This is a genomic window from Devriesea agamarum, assembly GCF_900070355.1.
In the GTDB taxonomy this organism is placed as follows: Bacteria; Actinomycetota; Actinomycetes; order Actinomycetales; family Dermabacteraceae; genus Devriesea; species Devriesea agamarum.
Genome location: NZ_LN849456.1, coordinates 1,967,969 through 1,983,893 on the forward strand (window position 1 = coordinate 1,967,969; position 15,925 = coordinate 1,983,893).

At 61.8% G+C, this 15,925-nt stretch carries 13 protein-coding genes; 6 read left to right on the top strand and 7 right to left on the bottom strand.

What is annotated here, in order from left to right; all coding sequences use genetic code 11:
* Positions 1-105 precede the first annotated feature (105 nt).
* The gene (locus BN1724_RS08505) at positions 106-1,014 is read left to right on the top strand and encodes a hypothetical protein (protein WP_157085832.1); all 909 of its coding nucleotides are present in this window, start codon (positions 106-108) and stop codon (positions 1,012-1,014) included.
* Between the two features lie 56 nt (positions 1,015-1,070).
* Positions 1,071-2,351 (top strand): DUF418 domain-containing protein, encoded by a 1,281-nt coding sequence (locus BN1724_RS08510; protein WP_058235008.1) that lies wholly within the window; start codon positions 1,071-1,073, stop codon positions 2,349-2,351.
* Here BN1724_RS08510 and BN1724_RS08515 read toward each other — a convergent pair.
* Positions 2,340-3,791, bottom strand: coding sequence for an amino acid permease (locus BN1724_RS08515; protein WP_084252901.1), 1,452 nt, complete (start codon positions 3,789-3,791; stop codon positions 2,340-2,342). The two genes, BN1724_RS08510 and BN1724_RS08515, sit on opposite strands and share 12 nt — an antisense overlap.
* A 217-nt stretch (positions 3,792-4,008) precedes the next feature.
* Between BN1724_RS08515 and BN1724_RS08520 the strand changes: the two genes are divergently transcribed.
* From BN1724_RS08520 to BN1724_RS08530, 3 genes are all read left to right on the top strand, one after another.
* Positions 4,009-4,620, top strand: coding sequence for a MarR family winged helix-turn-helix transcriptional regulator (locus BN1724_RS08520; RefSeq protein ID WP_058235009.1), 612 nt, complete (start codon positions 4,009-4,011; stop codon positions 4,618-4,620).
* 2 nt (positions 4,621-4,622) lie between these two features.
* The gene (locus BN1724_RS08525; RefSeq protein ID WP_058235010.1) at positions 4,623-5,930 is read left to right on the top strand and encodes an MFS transporter; all 1,308 of its coding nucleotides are present in this window, start codon (positions 4,623-4,625) and stop codon (positions 5,928-5,930) included.
* A gap of 126 nt (positions 5,931-6,056) precedes the next feature.
* The gene (locus tag BN1724_RS08530; protein ID WP_084253141.1) at positions 6,057-6,863 is read left to right on the top strand and encodes an MFS transporter; all 807 of its coding nucleotides are present in this window, start codon (positions 6,057-6,059) and stop codon (positions 6,861-6,863) included.
* 133 nt (positions 6,864-6,996) lie between these two features.
* On the opposite strand, the gene rplI is transcribed toward BN1724_RS08530, so the two are convergent.
* The 6 genes from rplI to BN1724_RS08560 form a co-directional block, all read right to left on the bottom strand.
* A complete protein-coding gene (gene rplI / locus BN1724_RS08535; protein WP_058235012.1) occupies positions 6,997-7,464 on the bottom strand; it encodes a 50S ribosomal protein L9 in 468 nt (155 codons plus the stop codon).
* Positions 7,465-7,483: 19 nt separating this feature from the next.
* Entirely contained in the window at positions 7,484-7,720 is a 237-nt protein-coding gene (gene rpsR, locus BN1724_RS08540) for a 30S ribosomal protein S18 (protein WP_058235013.1), read from the bottom strand.
* 169 nt (positions 7,721-7,889) lie between these two features.
* A complete protein-coding gene (locus BN1724_RS08545; RefSeq protein ID WP_058235014.1) occupies positions 7,890-8,474 on the bottom strand; it encodes a single-stranded DNA-binding protein in 585 nt (194 codons plus the stop codon).
* A gap of 44 nt (positions 8,475-8,518) precedes the next feature.
* Positions 8,519-8,809, bottom strand: a complete 291-nt coding sequence (gene rpsF / locus BN1724_RS08550) for a 30S ribosomal protein S6 (protein ID WP_058235015.1) — start codon at positions 8,807-8,809, stop codon at positions 8,519-8,521.
* Between the two features lie 227 nt (positions 8,810-9,036).
* Complete coding sequence (locus tag BN1724_RS08555) at positions 9,037-11,352, bottom strand: transglycosylase domain-containing protein (RefSeq protein WP_231928205.1); 2,316 nt, start codon at positions 11,350-11,352, stop codon at positions 9,037-9,039.
* Between the two features lie 134 nt (positions 11,353-11,486).
* Positions 11,487-13,001 (bottom strand): CCA tRNA nucleotidyltransferase, encoded by a 1,515-nt coding sequence (locus BN1724_RS08560; protein ID WP_058235901.1) that lies wholly within the window; start codon positions 12,999-13,001, stop codon positions 11,487-11,489.
* 171 nt (positions 13,002-13,172) lie between these two features.
* Between BN1724_RS08560 and BN1724_RS08565 the strand changes: the two genes are divergently transcribed.
* Positions 13,173-15,797, top strand: a complete 2,625-nt coding sequence (locus BN1724_RS08565) for a DUF6049 family protein (RefSeq protein ID WP_157085833.1) — start codon at positions 13,173-13,175, stop codon at positions 15,795-15,797.
* The last annotated feature ends 128 nt before the right edge of the window (positions 15,798-15,925 follow it).

Genomic DNA, 15,925 nt, shown 5'->3' on the forward strand with positions numbered 1-15,925 from the left:
CTCGCACCTTATCGGCACCACGTTATCCCGACTATTCAGGCATGGCTTGCCAGAGTTCTGCGCCTGCTCTGGGTACGTTCACCAAGGCGCGGTAGCCTGCACAACGTGGTCTTCCGTGCACGTCAGCGCCTGGTCGCTATGACAGTCGCCCTCGCACTCGCAGCTTCAGGTCTGGCGGGTTGCGAGGCGATGAGCCATGCCGCCTCGCCGGAGAAGCGCACACCAGCCACGGCTCTTCCGTCCTGCGCCACCGCGTCAACAGCTGGTGACCTCGACGAAGGTTCATTTACAGCCAGCAACGGCGAAACGTCTAAATACTGGGTGCGTGCGAATCAAGCTCGGAAAGAAGCCGGCAACCATGGCCCCACCGGACTTCTGGTGTGGTTTCACGGCGACGGTGACGGCTCTTTCCATGAACCGGATGATGACCCTTCGCTGACGGGTCCGAGCAGCATCACTGAGACGGCTGCCCATCACGGATATATCGTGGTTGGCATTACCACTCCTGATCCTGCCACCGGCACCTGGTGGATGGACGGCCCAACGAATGCCACGTTGGTCAGTGAACTCATCCCGAAGCTCAGGGCCGAATACGGCCTGCGTAAATGCGGGGTCGTGCTCGCTGGTTTCTCAGGTGGCGCAGAGTTCGTCACGATTGACCTGGTGGCCGAGCATTCGGCGATTTTGACTCCCCCCGGAGCCGCCATCCCTGCCCCAGGTAGCGGAGCCATCCTTTTTTCGGGTGGCGACCAGCCAATCGTGCCGCAAGTGATTCCCTCGCGCGGTTTCGCTGCGTCGTTCCCGATGCACTGGTCTGTCGGCAGTGAGGATAACGTTCCTGATGACACTGGATGGAATGCGACGGATGCGGCCACGGAAGGCGAGTCCTGGTACGGCAAGCATGGTTTCCCGGTGTCGATGCTGGTGATCCCCGACCATGCCCATGTTCTGTCGGACGTGTACGCACCGATTTTGGATAGCCAGCTCACCCAGTTTTCTAGCCGCCACCGCTGAGCCAGCCTTACGCCCTAGTCACCCGGCAGCGTCTCGTACGCCCGTATCCTGGGTGAATGGCCCCTCCTCATCGCTTGGTCGCAGTTGACCTCGCGCGAACTCTCGCTCTGATTTTCATGTTTGTGGCGCATACCGCACCGAATGATGGCCCGGGACGCATTCTTATGCTCAGCGAGTTCCTTACCGCTCCTCTGTTCGCGTTTCTGGTGGGGGTATCGCTCATGCTTTCGGCGGCGCAGGCTCAAAGCTGCAACACCCACGCTCGCACCTGGGCACTTGGTCAGATGGTGCGCGCCAGCATATTGGTCGTGAGCGGCATCATCTTGGCGCTAGCTACGCCGAGCGTGGTGATCATCCTGATTCACTTGGGGGTCTTGATCGTGGTGTGTTTGCCGCTGGTTGCTCTGCGCACGCGCACTGTAGCAATGGTCGGTGTTCTCTGCGGGCTCGCCGGGGTGCTGATCACCGCATGGGTCGAGGTTCGCCCGAGTGCCGGTGGGCACTTTGATAGTTCTGGGAACGTCAGCACCTCTGGCTTGTTTGGTCCAGGCGGTCTATTCTCTCCAGACAGTTACGCGAAACTCCTATCGTTGATCCCGGCACCGGCGCCTGCGATCCAAGATTTCTTTCAGGTCATCAGCGCCGGAGGAACGTATCGGATCAGCCTGTTTGTGTTGTATGCCTGCGCGGGCATCATTGTGATTCGCCGTCTGACCGGTTGCGGCCCGGCTCGACTCATGCACCCGTCGTCCCGGCAGGATCTGCCGATGAAATCAGCCTCACCGATGCTGACGGATCGAATGCTGCTGTCGAGTCTGCCGACGGCGGTGCCCCTACCGTCGCTGCCGAATCTGCCAAGCCGAACCGGCGTGTTTTCGATGGCATTGGCCGCCGTGATCGCCACCGCAATCTCCGCGCTGTTTATCGTGGTTCCGAATTTGCTTGGGGATCCGGTGCACGCCTATTCGGGCACGCTAAAAGAGACGGTGGGGAATCTCGCCGGGGTCATCGGCATCATCTTGTGGTGCACCGCGTTGACAAGGCTTCCTTGGACGCGAGGCCGCACTCTTGGCCAGGCTGTGCCACAACTACTTATCGCACCTGGTCGCATGACGTTTTCGCTGTATGTCATGCAGGTGGTGGCGCTGTATGTCATCACCCGGGGCTTATCGATGTCTGATGATTCCTGGGCTGTGCTGGCCGCCTTGATCCTCGGTTCCTATGCCATCGTCGCTATCTGGCGATGGTTTGGGCCTGCGGCGCCGTGGTCGCGGGGACCGCTGGAAGGCGTAACGGCTCTCGCTGAACGGGCTGTACGGCGCCTATCACTCGTGTAGGAGGTTTGCCGTCCGGTCGATTTTGCGCCGCACCACCAGGAAATATGCGGCGGTCAGCACCAGGATGAACGGTACGCCCACCATGGCCGCGAAGGTCATGTCGGGCACCACGGTGACCGTGGCGAACACCCACACCACGCCGATCAAACCGATGACAGCGGTGATGGGACCACCGGGGGCCCGGAAAGGGGCCTTACCGTCGCGGTGGCGCCAGTATTTGAGGTAGCTGACCAGGATCAGTGCCCACACGAGGAGCACGGAGAACAGCACGATGGAAATCATCACGACGAAGACGTCGCCGATGCCAGTGAGCGCCATGATCGCGGCAATCAAGATGCCAAGCGTTGAGAACAGGGTGGCCTTGATGGGCACCTGTGACGGGGAGATCGTGCCGAAGGTGCGCGGTGCCATCCGGTCCGTCGAGAGCGAGTGCAGCATGCGTCCGCCGGCGTACAGGTTGGCGTTGGCAGCGCTGAGCGCGGCCACCAGAACGATGAAGTTGGTCAGCGATGCGGCGCCGGAGATTCCGAGGTCCTGGAAGACCAGAACGAATGGGCTGTTGGAGACGTCGCCGTGGGAATCTGCTGCCGACCGCCATGGCACCAGGCACACGATGATGGCGATTGCGATCACGTAGAAGAAGGCCAGTCGCATCATGATGGTGCGGGTTGCGGTGCGCACGGAGCGTCCGGGGTCTTTGGCTTCGGCTGCGGAGATCGAGAGCAGTTCGATACCGCCGAAGGAGAACATGACGACTGCCATGCTGACCCAAACCGAGCTGAATCCTCCGGGCATGAATCCGCCGTCGGAGGTCAGATTGCCGACGCCGGCGGGTGCGTGTCCGGGAAGGCCGACGAAAACGAGCAGGAGACCGACCACGATGAAGGCGAAAACCGCGATCACTTTGATGCTGGAGAGGACGAACTCCACGGTTCCGAAGCTTTTCACACTGATCAGGTTGAGGATCAGGATGAAGGCAGCGAAGACGAGAATGCCCAGCCAGATCGGGATTTGCGGCCACCAAAACGTCAGGTAGGTGGCAACCGCAACCAGCTCTGAGCCGGTCACAGCTACCGTGACCCACCAGTATGACCAGCGGGTGAGGTAGCCCCAGAACGGGCTGAGGAAGTGTGAGGCGAGGGTGCCGAAGCCGCCGGGGACGGGGTAGCGCGATGCCATCTCGCCGACGCAGACCGCGATGCACGCGGCGATCAGGGAGCCGATGGCAAACGACAGGATGACGGCGGGTCCGGCGACGCCAATGGCTTTTCCGGAGCCGAGAAAGAGACCGGTTCCCAGGGCCGAGCCCATCGCAATCATGGCCATCTGGCCGTGGCCGAGGGAGCGGCGCAGACCTACATTCTCCGGACCTGACTCACCGTTCTTGGGGGCGGGTGGACTCGGTGGTGCGGCAGATTGGGAGGAGAGGGGGCTCGGCATGATGGCTCCGGGACTAAGGCCGCCCGGCGCACGGAACACGCCGGCGACGGGGACGGGTACCGAAGCACCGTAAACTGTGCGGCCGGGATCAGCAAAACGTGTTTAATCCGTAGACATCTGATGTTGGCATAGACACGGTGATCGTGCTCGGCGGGCATGTTCGGTGGGGTGACCTGCACCCTTGATCTAATTAGGCATGCTAACTATATTGGGGTGAGTGGACATCAGGTCATCCATCACCCCCTCACCACCCACCAGCACTGACACCGGCACCGGCACCGGCACCGGATCATCCCCTCAAAGCGGCCACCCCAACACCGGCGGTGAGCACGTCCACGAATCCGGTCCCGACAGGACGAACAGAACATCGCCCAGCCATCACGATGCATCCATGGGACACAGCGCATCCATGGGAACAGAACTCGCGATTGCATGCAGCCGCTTCGTGCGCTCATCCGCTCGCCGCGCCGCTGGAGACACCCTCTCGGTGACCTGGCGCATCGTCTCCCTCATCGACGCCGAAGGACCGCTTCGCCCCTCAGAGATCGCCCGCTATGAGCGCACCTCCCGACCCACCACCACCGCCGTTGTGCAGCGGCTCGAAGCTGACGGCCTGATCACCCGCACCGCAGACCCCAAAGACTGCCGATCCGTGCTGGTCCAGCTCACCCCCGAAGGCCACGAACGCCTCGCCAGTTGGCGACAGGCGGTTGCCGAATGCCTCGACCCATTGCTGACCGACCTGCAACCAGATGGGCTCGACATTCTGCGCCGAGCCACCCCCCTACTCGAAGTACTCGCAACCCGTTTAGAAGGACTGACCGACTGAATATGACCAGCTCCCCATCCACCATCCAGGTATCGAAAACTAGCGTCAAAGCACAGCAAAGCAGCCCCTTCGCAGACGCCTTCCGCCAATCCCGCTCCGTTTGGGCTATCGCTTTCGCCGCAGCCGTGTCGTTTATGGGAATTGGGCTCGTCGATCCGATCCTGCCCGCGCTCAGCAAAGATCTCGGTGCCACCCCGGCCCAAGCCATGCTGCTGTTCACCAGCTATCTGTTCATCACAGCCATCGCAATGTTCTTCACGTCCTGGGTTGCATCAAAACTCGGAACCCGCACAACGCTGCTGATCGGACTGGGTTTTGTGGTCGTGTTTGCGGGTCTGGCCGCACTGTCTGGAAGCGTCGGACAGATCATCGGCCTGCGCGCCGGATGGGGACTCGGCAACGCACTGTTTATTTCGACAGCCCTCTCGGCCATCGTGGGCGCCAGCGGTGGTTCCGCGGCCAGCGCCATCGTGCTGTATGAGGCAGCCTTGGGTGTCGGCATGGCGTTTGGCCCGCTGATCGGCGGACTCCTCGGTCAGGTGTCCTGGCGTGGCCCCTTCGCCGGAACCGCCATCTTGATGGGGATCGCCGTGATCGCGCTGATCACCCTGCTTCGGCCCGGTGCCGAGCGTCCCACCCCCGTCCACTGGGGCGCCGCGCTCAGCGCTCTCAAAGTTCCTGCTCTGCGCACACTTGCGGTGACCGCAGTGTTTTATAACTTCGGGTTTTTCACGCTGCTCGCATATTCTCCATTCCCCTTGGAAGAAGCCGCTGAGCGCGCAGGCCTGAACTTCGGTGCGCTCGGCTTAGGGTTCGTGTTCTTCGGCTGGGGTCTTGGGTTAGCGTTGACATCCGTTCTGATCGCGCCGATTTTGACCCGTCAGATCGGCTTACTTCCCACCCTGGTTGGCAGCCTGATCGCTCTCACGGTTCTGCTGGTTCTGCTCGGGATTTTCCACCACGACCTCGCCACCTTGATCATCTGTATTGTGATCGCCGGATTCGTGCTCGGCCTGATGAACACGGCACTAACCGAGGCCGTCATGGAAGCGACGGATCTTCCCCGCGGGGTCGCCAGCTCTGCATATTCAGGGGTGCGGTTCTTAGGCGGGGCCATCGCACCAGCCATCGCAGGGCCAATCGCCGGGGCGCTCGGGGCCTCTATTCCGTATTACGTGGGCGCCGCTGCGCTCGTGGTCTCGATCCTTGCCCTGCTTGGCGGACGTAAACATCTCACCCGCGTCCATCAGCAGCTGCACCTCAGCGCCCGCGACGAAGCTGAGGCTATCGCCACCGGGGATGAAATCTGAGTTTGTCCGAGCGCGCCTGAGAGCCACGCCTGAGGGACCGCGTATAAAAGGCTAAGCTCAACCCAATGATCAATTACTGATGTTTTGATCGTTGGAGGCGATCATTCTCGCACCTATGTTGATCAGATGGCACGAGAATTCAGGACCGGACCGCGAGGCGTTGCAGGCGTCGGAGTCTTCTTCATCAGCAACGGCGCAGTCTTCGCTGGCCTGCTGCCCTGGTACCCGCTTATGATGCAACGCCTAGAACTGAGCGCCTGGCAATTCGGTCTTATCGTCGCGTCGTTTGTAATCGGGGCCATCGTCTCCTCCGTCCTGCCATCGCGCCTCATCGCACGCTTCCGCGCGGTGCCGGTGGCAGTTGGAGGCACCCTAATGCTCGCCGTCATCGCCATCTGCGGAACCACCATCGAAGACGTGGCAAACAACTGGTCGGCCATCGCCGCCGTTCAGATCAGCCATCTACCCGCGGCAAGTGCCGGTATCGCATTCAGCGTCGTCATCAGCAGCCAATGCCTCGGACGCTTCAGCGGCGATGCCCTCATCCAGAAGCGAGGACGGACCTGGGTTGCGCGCCTCGGCGGAACCCTCATCATTCTCGGCGGAATCGCCATCCTCACGGCACACGAGCCCATTCAACTTCTCGCTGGACTGGCTGCGGTCGGGTACGGTTCAGCAACCCTGGTACCCAGTGCCCTGGGGGCCGCCGCGCGGATCCCAGGCGTGAGCCAAGCCGCTGGCGTCACCCTCGTGAACTGGATTATGCGAGTCGGGTTTCTCGTCACAAGCCCCCTGGTCGGTTTTATCACCACCGAAACAAGCCTACGGTGGGGGCTATCCACCCTTCTGCTGGTCGGCATCACCGCACTCGCGCTCGCCAGCAAACTCAGTCCACAGGAGAATACGAAAAGCCCGGTTCGCAGCGGGAACTAATGTTCCTGCCGCAAACCGGGCCCTCACCAGTTCAAAGCCGTCACCGGATCACATCAGCGCGAAAGCGCCCCAGACTGATCCGGAATCGGCTACTGCACCCCGTCAGTTGACCGGGTGATACCGGTAGCTGAGATCAGGCCTTGCGCCCCTTAGCGGTCACAACCTGAATCGTCAGATTCGCGTAGACGTCCTGGTGCAAACGCACCGTCGCCACGTGCTCGCCCAGCGCCTTGATCGGGGTCGGGAATTCGATCTTGCGCTTGTCGATGTCCTTAGCGAAGGCCGTCTTCACCGCCTCAGCCACATCGGCCTGGGTAACAGCGCCGAACAGACGACCATTCTCGCCGGACCGCTCGGCCACGACGACCGGCTTGGTCTGGAGAAGATCGCGCAGTGCCTGCGCCTCTTCCAAGTTCTCGATCGCGCGCTTGCTGCGAGCGGCGCGGATCTGCTCGAGCTGACGCTCGGCGCCCTTCGTCCACGGGGTGGCGAGGTTGCGAGGCAGCAGGTAGTTGCGGGCGTAACCGTCCTTGACGTCAATGACGTCACCGGCGGCACCGAGCCCGGACACCTCATGGGTGAGGATGAGCTTCGTAGTCATGCGTGTCTCTCCTCTAAGATCAGCGGCCGGACGTGGAGTACGGCAGCAGGGCGATTTCGCGGGCGTTCTTCACGGCCTTCGCAATCTTGCGCTGCTCCTGGACAGTGACGCCAGTCACCCGACGGGCACGGATCTTGCCGCGGTCGGAGATGAACTTCCGCAGCATGGCGGCGTCTTTGTAATCGACCGTCTCAATGCCCGCGGCCTTGAGCGGGTTCTGCTTCTTCTTCGGCTTGCGAAGAACAGGCTTGGCCATCGTGGTGCTCCTTCAAGCATGTAGGGAGCCCGGGCTATGCCCGGGATGGAGTTATCAGTGGAAGGTGAACCGGTTTCCGTGACAGCGCACGGAGCGCGCGGAACCCGGCACCATGGGGCTCGATAAAACGAGTCCGCAACGAGAAATCAGTGGCTCTTGATCAGGCTGATCAGAACGGCGGGTCGTCGTAGGAGTTACCTCCGCCGGCCCACGGATCATTGGCGTACGGAGCGCTCTGCGGCTGAGCCTGGTACCCACCCTGACGGGGGGCTGCCTGAGGCTGGCCGAAGCCACCCGAACCCGCATCGCCTGCGAATCCTCCAGCGTTCTGACCGCCGGCAAAACCTGCGCCCTGGTGACCCTGGTTGCCGCCGAAGCCACCGCCTCCGCGCTGCACCTTGACCGGCTTCGCCGTGGCATAGCGCAGGCAGGGGCCTACTTCGTCAACGTCCAGTTCGACCGAGGTACGGTTGTTGCCCTCGCGGTCGGTGTAGGACCGCTGCTTCAGCCGACCTTGGACGATCACGCGGGTGCCCTTCTCCAGCGATTCCGCGACGTTCTCAGCCGCATCGCGCCAGATGGAACAGCGCAGGAACAGAGCCTCGCCGTCTTTCCACTCGCCGGACTGGCGGTCAAAAGTGCGCGGGGTAGACGCCACTGTGAACGACGCAACCGCCACGCCCGACTGGGTAAACCTCAGTTCGGGGTCAGCGGTCAGGTTACCGATCACGGTGATGACGGTCTCGCCTGCCATGGATCCTCCTAGGGACTATGCGTTTGATCGGTGCCCGAGCAAGCTCAGGCTGCGTCAACCCGCATGAGCTTGGTGCGGACAACGGTCTCGTTCAGGCCGAGCTGACGATCCAGCTCCTGTGCCGTCGCAGAGTCCGCGGTGAAGTTGAGGACGATGTAGATGCCCTCAGTCTTCTTGTTGATTTCGTAGGCGAACTTGCGCTTGCCCCACACGTCAATGTTGTCGACGGTCCCGCCGTGCTGCGGAATGACCTGCACGAGCTTCTCGAAGGAGCCCTGCACGGTACGTTCGTCAACATCCGAATCGAGGATGACGACCATTTCGTACTTGCGCATGTGTATCTACCCACCTCCTGTGGTCTTAACGGCCGCGGTCCTTCCGCGGCAGGAGGGTCATGCGGCCCGGCCCGGTCCGTCGGGTGACGGTGGGCACGGACTGATCTAGCGTACCGGGCCGCGGCATCCCGCGGGAAGATGATCCTGATCCGTGCGCCGGGGATCACATGCGGACATCCAAGCGGTATAACCGCTCACGTCACGCCCGGTTTCACTACCCCACGGGATCAATCATCACCATCGTCACCGCGATAAACAGGGCGATGATCGTTATCTAAGGGCTCCGGTCGTTCGGTCGGCTGCACCGCTGGACGCGACGGCGTCACGCTGGGAATCGTGGGCCGCACAGGCTTTCGAGTCGGGGTGTCCGTCGGATGCACCGGCTCCACCTCGTCCGTTGGCTCCGGGGTGGTCGGACGCACACTCTCACTGGGCGTGGAGGTGGGCGATTGAGAGCGCGGAGCTGTGGGCTCACTCGAGCGGTCCTTAGACTGCGACCCGCCGTAGACCCGGTCCGGGAAGTCTTCCACCGGTTGACCCTTCAGAACCGAATCCATGATTTCGACCCAGATCTGCGGGGGCAGCGTGCCACCGGTGATGGACTTAAATCCACCAAACGGGGTCAGAGTTGCTTCGCCCTTGCCGTCGGGAGTGGGCTGGTACATGCCAACCGCGGTCACATACTGCGGGGTGAAGCCAACAAACCAGGCTGAGCGGAATGAATCAGAGGTACCGGTCTTACCCGCTACCGGGCGCTTGAAATTCTTGGCGATGTAGTTTGCGGTACCGCCCGACGATGTGGGGCCCTGCAACGCGACCATCGCATTAGTGGCTACACCTTCGTCGATAACCCGCTTGCCATCATCTTTAAACTTGTACCGAACCGAGCCGTCGGGGTTGGTCACCGAGACCACGATGTGGGGGTCTCGATGGATTCCGCCGGAGGCAATAGTCGCGTACGCCTCAGCCATTTCCTCCACCGTGGGCGAGGCGGTACCGAGCACGTTGGTGGGTTCAGAGTTCAAACCGGGGGTCTTCTCCGAAAGTCCCAGGTCGATGGCTACACGCCGGGTGGCGTCGGGCCCAACCTTCAAGTTCAGGGCCGCAAACGCCGTATTCGATGACTTTTCGAGGGCGCGCAGCAAGCTAATCCGGTAGCCGTACTGGGCTTTGTCGAAGTTACTGACCTTCCAACCATTGAACTCCTGCGGACCGTTACCCGGCCACATAGAGTCCAGGGAAACTCCCTGTTTCAGGGCTGCAACCAGCGTAAACAGTTTAAAGATCGACCCTGCCTGCATCCGGGACTGAGTGGCATCGTTGCGTGGCTGGGTCAGATAGTCAGCCCCGCCATACATGGACACAATCGCGCCGGTCTTCGGATCAATGGTGATGGTGCCGACGTGGTTGAGTTTGGGTCGGTCATAGGGCAGGTCGCCCACCGCTTTGGTCGCGGCATCCTGCGCATTTTGGTCGATCGTTGAGACGATCTTGAACCCTCCGGTGTTGAGCTCATCCTCAGGAATGCCCTTCGCGGCGAGTTCTTTACGGATACTCGCCAGCAGATAGCCGCGGGTTCCGGCAAAAGTGTTCTCTGATTTCACCGGGATCGTGGCTGGGAAGGTCAAGGTCTTCGCCTTTTCAGGGCTGAGCACCTTGGTCTCATTCACCTCACGGTTAATCACCCGTTCCCACCGCTGCTTAGCTTTAGACGGGTTTTTCGCCGGGTCGTAGACGGATGGAGCCGGAATGATACCGATCAGCATGGCAGCTTCGGAGTCGTCCAGATTCTTCGCGTCTTTACCGAAATACACCTGCGCTGCCTGCTGAATACCGTAGGCACCTCGGCCAAAGTAGATCGTATTCAAGTAGCGCGACAGGATTTCATCCTTGGACAACTGCTGGTCGGCCTTGATCGCCATCATGGCTTCTTTGGCTTTACCCCAGTAGGTCGTGGTTTTTTTGTCGCTGTAGTAATTCTCGACGTACTGCTGGGTGATCGTGGACGCACCCTGTCTGGCCCCACCGGACAGGTTATTCACCAGGGCACGCAAAATACCCTTCGGGGAAATGCCACGGTTTTCATAAAAGGTGGAGTCTTCGGAGGCGACGATAGCGTTCTTCACGCTCTGCGGGATGTCGGAGTCCGGAATGATCGTCCGGTTGACCTCGCTGAATGTCCCCATCTTGGTGGTGCCATCCGCGTAGTAGACGGTCGAGGTCTGTGCGAGCGCAATATCCGTTGGCTTCGGCACGGTCACCGAAACATACAGGTAGGTAAACAGCCCGGCCACCGCAAGAACCCCGAGCACACAGGCGGTAAAGATCAGACGCCACGACGGCAACCAGCGCCACGGGTTCTTCTTGCCCGCCCGCGGATAGTTCAGAAGGTTCTTCTTCGGGCGCTCCCCCCGGCTGCCTCGCCCCCGAGCGGCAGGCGCTGCTGCGCCACTCTCACGAGGCGCGGTTCGGGAGGAATGGCGCGAGGATTGGGAACCCGAAGCTCGGGACGCACGACGGTTCGGTTGGCGGGATGCGCTCACGCGGGACCTCTCCTGCTCTCGACGTCTTACTGCGGACATAGTGTGCCCACGCTTCAGTATCGACGCCTGCGGGCCTACACGGGAACCATGTCGCGGTATCTCTCACAGGAGACACACACTTTTTATGGTGCCCATCACATCCGATTATTCCACCATTGCAGCAACAAAGCCTTAGCCTCCTCGCGCGAACTCGGGCCGTGTTCCATCCGGTGATCAAGCAGATAACGGTAGGCCTGGCCCACGTCACGGCCCGGACCGATCCCCAGAATCTCCATAATGTCGCGCCCGTCAAGATCCGGACGAATTTTAGCTATCTCTTCACGCGCGGCAAGCTCTTCAATGCGCTGTTCCAAATTGTCATAGGCACGAGAGAGCCCCTGAGCTTTGCGTTTATTCCGCGTGGTGCAGTCCGCCCGAGTCAACCGGTGCAGATGCTGAAGCAAATCGCCAGCGTCGGTGACATACCTGCGAACCGCCGAATCGGTCCACGCACCATCCCCATACCCGTGGAACCGAAGATGCAGTTCCACCAGTCGCGAGACTTTCTTCGTGGTGTCCTTATCAAATGCGAGCGCCTTCATTCGCTTCGCCGTCATCTTGGCACCCACCACCTCGTGGAAACGGAAGGTGACCACACCGCCCGCCTCAAACCGCCGCGTGGCCGGTTTACCCACATCATGCATCAGCGCAGCCAGACGCAGAATCAGATCCGGAGACTCACACGGCCCCCCGGACCCCGCCGGCGACTCCAGATCTATGGCCTGATCCAGCACAGTCAACGAATGCTGGTAGACGTCCTTGTGGCGATGGTGCTCATCAATGGTTAACCGCATCCCGGGAAGTTCCGGCAACACATACTGCGCCAGACCGAGATCCGTCATCAGCTCCAACCCACGCCGCGGCTTACCGCCAAGCATCAGCTTGACCAGCTCATCGCGCACCCGTTCAGCCGACACAATCTCGATCCGGGCAGCCATATCGTCAATCGCCGCCGCCGTCTCGGGTGCAATCGACATATCCAGCTGCGAGACAAACCGGACGGCGCGCATCATGCGCAACGGATCATCGTCGAAAGACTGCCGAGGATCTACCGGGGTGCGCAAAAGTCCCCGGGCCAGATCGCCGAGACCGTCGAACGGATCCACGAATTCGAGTGTGGGCAGCCGGACAGCCATCGAGTTCACCGTGAAATCGCGCCGGGACAGGTCCCCTTCCAGACTGTCTCCGTAGGCGACCACAGGCTTGCGGGACGTGGCGTCATACTGTTCTGTGCGGTACGTGGTGATCTCCACTTTGAGGTCCCCGCGAGCAGCCCCGATAGTGCCAAAATCGCGACCCATATCCCAGATCGCCGACGACCATCCGCGCAAAATATCCTCGGTCTGCTCCGGTCTGGCCGATGTCGTAAAGTCCAGATCGGCGCTCGAACGCCCCAGCACCGCATCGCGCACCGGACCACCAACCAATGCGAGTTCATGCCCGTGATCGGCAAACAGACGCCCCAGTTCGTGGATCTCCGGCGGCAGAGCGTGAAACATCACCTCAGCACGCTTACGCGCGACCTCTTCGCGCACGCGCGCGGTCTCAGCAGAAGCTGTCTCACAACCCGTTTCACGAGTCTGACGCACACCATTGGAGGCATTATGCATCGAGGTCACAGCGGTTTTTTTTGGCTGAGATGCGGTCTGCGGATGGCCGGGTTCCCGGACTGTTGAGCGCGAGTCGGGGGCGGAGGGCGATGTCGTCACAAGCGGGCCTGTTCACATTGGGATACGTCGGTATGCACCAGCGTCCGGAGGCGTTCGTTCTACAGTGGGGCCATGCCGAGTCACCCGACGTCCAGCGCTCCGACTCTGCCGGACGCCGTGATCCGGCCGCGTCGATTCCACGGAGGCACCGTGGCTGCCTTCCGTTCGTCCGTTGCGGGACGGATACTCGTCGGCCTTCTCGCCCTCGTGCTCGCCCTCGTGCTCGCCCTCCTGATCGCGGCACCGGCCCAGTCTAGCCCGCCTCCCGTCACCGTTCGCCTGAACCAGCTGGGTCCCGATGTGGTCCGGCCCGGTTCCACGGTGCAGGCGAGCATCACGGTCACAAACAACGGCGCGACGCCGATCACGAACCCCGTCCTAGAAATGCACGTGAGTTCCTCGCGGGTCACAGATCGCGCCATGCTGGCCGAGTGGTCGCGAAGAACCCCTGACGAGCCACTGGGCCGGCTCGTTGCCAGCACCGGTCTCAATGCAAGCGGGGTCTCTGCGCCCTCAGCAGCCACGATTGCACCGGGAGCCAACGCCACGCTGACCGTCAGCGCCCCGGCGGATTCCTTACAACTGTCGTCCGAAATGGCGCTGTGGGGGCCACGTCGAGTCGCACTGGTGGTACGAGATGGAGCCAGTAACCCGGTGGCGGTGGTGCGGACTTTCATGATCTGGGTCCCCAGCGCTGACGCCGCACCGCCCGGCGCTGTGGATTATTCGGTGCTCGTGCCCATTGCCGCCCAGGATCCCGCGGCCTCGGTGGCCACACCTCAGGCGTTCAATGCGTCGGCCACCTCAGGGCGGCTTCAGCACATCGTCCAAATAGCTAAACGGGTCGGTGTGGACTGGTGGCTGGACCCATCGCTGCTCTCACCGCCACCCGCCACGCCCGCAACAGAGGAAAAATCCACTCAGCAGCCGAAACCTCAGCCCACGCCACCGTCCGGGGGGACCGCCCCGCCATCCACAAACCCGGAGGAGAACTCTGGGGCTAAGCCGTCAGACTCGGCCACTCCCGCTCCCACTGCGAGCGCGAACCCGCAGCCCCCCTCAGCGTCGCAACCTGCCCAGTCGGCCCCTTCCGATGGTGCATCGGGTAACCCATCCGCTCCCAGCGCATCCCCCACACCGAGCCCCACAGCCACCTCCACGCCGCCAACAGATGATGAAACAAAGGCAAAAACCCCTGCCCACATCATTGCTCAGACCCTGCGCGAACACGCCAGCGATCACACCGTGCTGGCCATGCCATATGCCCGCACGGATATCGCCTCAGTTGCCCGGGCCGGTGCCCACGACGTGCGCACGGCAGCTCTGGATAAAACCAAGGAAACTCTCACCGCAGCCGGAATCGACAGCGCCGGAATAGCCGTCGGGCTAGCACCTGAGAGCGCCTCTGTCTCCAGCGCCCGTCAGGAGTCCTCAGCAGGGGCGCAGATTCTCCTGGCACCATCCGCGACCGTGCTACGCAAGCCCGACGCTGAATATCTGCCCTCGATGGTGGGCCGGTTGAGCTCCGGAGACAAAACGGCGAACGAAACGGGTCCCATTGTCATTGCACCGGATTCCACGCTGTCAGAACAGTTCGGGAATCTGGCCAGCACCGTCCCGGATGATGCCGCCATCCTTTCGCAGCGCATGCTCGCCGAAACCGCTGTGCTCGCGGGAGCCCGCGACGGTAAACCGGCGGCCCATATTGTGATCGCTTTGCCCACCGATACCGATCCCAACCCAGCGACGGTTAACGCCCTGCTCAATAGGCTGACCGGCACTCAATGGGCGAGGTCAAAGCCGCTATCGACACTGCTCGACCAGGCTGGTTCAACAGAAAAAACGGCTGCACACGACAACGGTGCCACCGTTCCCCAAAACACCAGCGCGCCGGGTCTGGGACCCGTGACCGAGCTGCACGCGGCGGTCTCTCACGACGGGGAGTGGGATATTGCCCAGCATTCGGATGAACCCGCCTATCTGCCACCCGCGGTTGTGGAATCGGTCAACGACCAGTGGACGCGCCTTGGCAACCTCGCCTCCGCCTTGGAGAAACCCGAGGTCCTCGATGGATTGCGGCTTGAGGCCTTCGCTGCCGTGTCTACACCGTTGCGCGGTCACCCCAAGGAAACTGCCCAGGCTGGTGGTGCTTTGGCCTCTCAGGTCAATGCAACCCTCAGCAAAGTCCAGGTGGTTGCCGCATCCAGCTATAACCTCGTCTCGAGTTCAGCGGGCATTCCCGTCACTATTTCTAACGACCTCCCGAGCGCCGTATCGGTTCGCCCGCAACTGTCACCTGATCGTCCTTTGATCCGTATCGGTGAGGACGTGCCACTCGCTAAGATCCCTGCGCACGGGCGAGGCACAGTCACGGTACCGGTCGAAGCGATTGCCAACGGCAAAGTCACCCTGACGGTGCAGCTGCTCACCGCGAAGGGCACACCCATTTCCGCCACCGGGGGCACCCCGTTGAGTGTGAACGCCAACTGGGAAAACGCCACCACGCTGATCGTCGTGGTTGCGATGGGCCTGCTGGTGGTGGTTGGCGTGCTGAGAGCTCGACATACCGGCAGTGATAAGCGTGTTCCTGGGGAGGTGGGCCCTGAACCTCCGTTGCCGGGTCTCGAAGAGGAACGGGCCGCAGATCAGGAACGTATACAGCATCGGTCCGATGGAAAACACTCGGCGGACTCATGACTCCATCCGATACCGATAGGTCCGGCGCCTCCCCGTCGCACCCTCACCAGCCCTCGGGCCGACGACGGGCACCGGTTCCACCGCGCATTCCTCGCCCGGATCAGGCGCAGACGCCGCCTCGGTCCGCG

What these genes read in the sequence shown, in the direction of transcription:
- BN1724_RS08525 (WP_058235010.1), top strand. Translation starts at nt 4,623, where the DNA reads ATGACCAGCTCCCCATCCACCATCCAGGTATCGAAAACTAGCGTCAAA.
- BN1724_RS08560 (WP_058235901.1), bottom strand. Translation starts at nt 13,001, where the DNA reads ATGCATAATGCCTCCAATGGTGTGCGTCAGACTCGTGAAACGGGTTGT.
- BN1724_RS08515 (WP_084252901.1), bottom strand. Translation starts at nt 3,791, where the DNA reads ATGCCGAGCCCCCTCTCCTCCCAATCTGCCGCACCACCGAGTCCACCC.
- rplI (WP_058235012.1), bottom strand. Translation starts at nt 7,464, where the DNA reads ATGACTACGAAGCTCATCCTCACCCATGAGGTGTCCGGGCTCGGTGCC.
- BN1724_RS08510 (WP_058235008.1), top strand. Translation starts at nt 1,071, where the DNA reads ATGGCCCCTCCTCATCGCTTGGTCGCAGTTGACCTCGCGCGAACTCTC.
- BN1724_RS08565 (WP_157085833.1), top strand. Translation starts at nt 13,173, where the DNA reads ATGCCGAGTCACCCGACGTCCAGCGCTCCGACTCTGCCGGACGCCGTG.
- rpsF (WP_058235015.1), bottom strand. Translation starts at nt 8,809, where the DNA reads ATGCGCAAGTACGAAATGGTCGTCATCCTCGATTCGGATGTTGACGAA.
- BN1724_RS08530 (WP_084253141.1), top strand. Translation starts at nt 6,057, where the DNA reads ATGGCACGAGAATTCAGGACCGGACCGCGAGGCGTTGCAGGCGTCGGA.
- BN1724_RS08545 (WP_058235014.1), bottom strand. Translation starts at nt 8,474, where the DNA reads ATGGCAGGCGAGACCGTCATCACCGTGATCGGTAACCTGACCGCTGAC.
- rpsR (WP_058235013.1), bottom strand. Translation starts at nt 7,720, where the DNA reads ATGGCCAAGCCTGTTCTTCGCAAGCCGAAGAAGAAGCAGAACCCGCTC.